General features: G+C 51.4%; 1 protein-coding gene and 1 pseudogene. Both read left to right on the forward strand.

Annotated features, from left to right (window positions below):
- The coding region (locus tag EQY_RS0123305) for an ATP-binding protein (RefSeq protein WP_000407469.1) at window positions 1-641 on the forward strand (641 nt) is incomplete at its 5' end.
- Between the two features lie 20 nt (window positions 642-661).
- A pseudogene (locus EQY_RS27135) lies at window positions 662-745 on the forward strand (DUF1627 domain-containing protein); the annotation flags it as partial.

Genomic DNA, 745 nt, shown 5'->3' on the forward strand with positions numbered 1-745 from the left:
TTGCAGAAGGGCGAAAACGTAGCGAGGAGATCAACCGCCAGAATCGCCAGTTGCGGGTGGAAAAAATCCTGAATCGCTCCGGCATCCAGCCGTTGCACAGCAAATGCTCGTTTGCGAATTATCAGGTGCAGAACGACGGGCAAAAATACGCGCTGAGCCAGGCCAAATCCATAGCTGACGAACTGATGACCGGGTGCACGAATTTTGTGTTCAGCGGTAAAACCGGCACCGGGAAAAATCACCTTGCAGCGGCGATGGGCAACCGGCTGATGGCGAAGGGGCGCAGCGTGATTATCGTCACCGTGTCTGACGTCATGAGCGTGTTGCATGATAGCTACGACAACGGCAGATCAGGAGAAAAATTTTTACAGGAGCTTTGCGGGGTTGATTTGCTGGTCCTGGATGAAATAGGCGTTCAGCGGGAGACGAAAAACGAGCAGGTGGTATTGCACCAGATAATTGATCGCCGGACAGCATCACTGTGCAGTGTCGGGATGTTAACAAACCTGAATCATGCCGCAATGAGTACGCTTCTTGGTGAGAGGATTATGGACCGCATGACCATGAACGGTGGTCGATGGGTGACGTTTAACTGGGATAGCTGGCGTCCAAATGTCAGCAATATGAGGGTTGTGAAGTAATTTTTACCGGGAGGAAATTTATGGAGACTGTTTTTGACGCACTGAAAGCGATGGGAAAAGCCACGTCGGTAGAGCTGGCTGCGCGACTTGATATCAGTCGTGAA

This window comes from Escherichia sp. TW14182 (assembly GCF_000208525.1).
Taxonomy (GTDB): Bacteria; Pseudomonadota; Gammaproteobacteria; order Enterobacterales; family Enterobacteriaceae; genus Escherichia; species Escherichia ruysiae.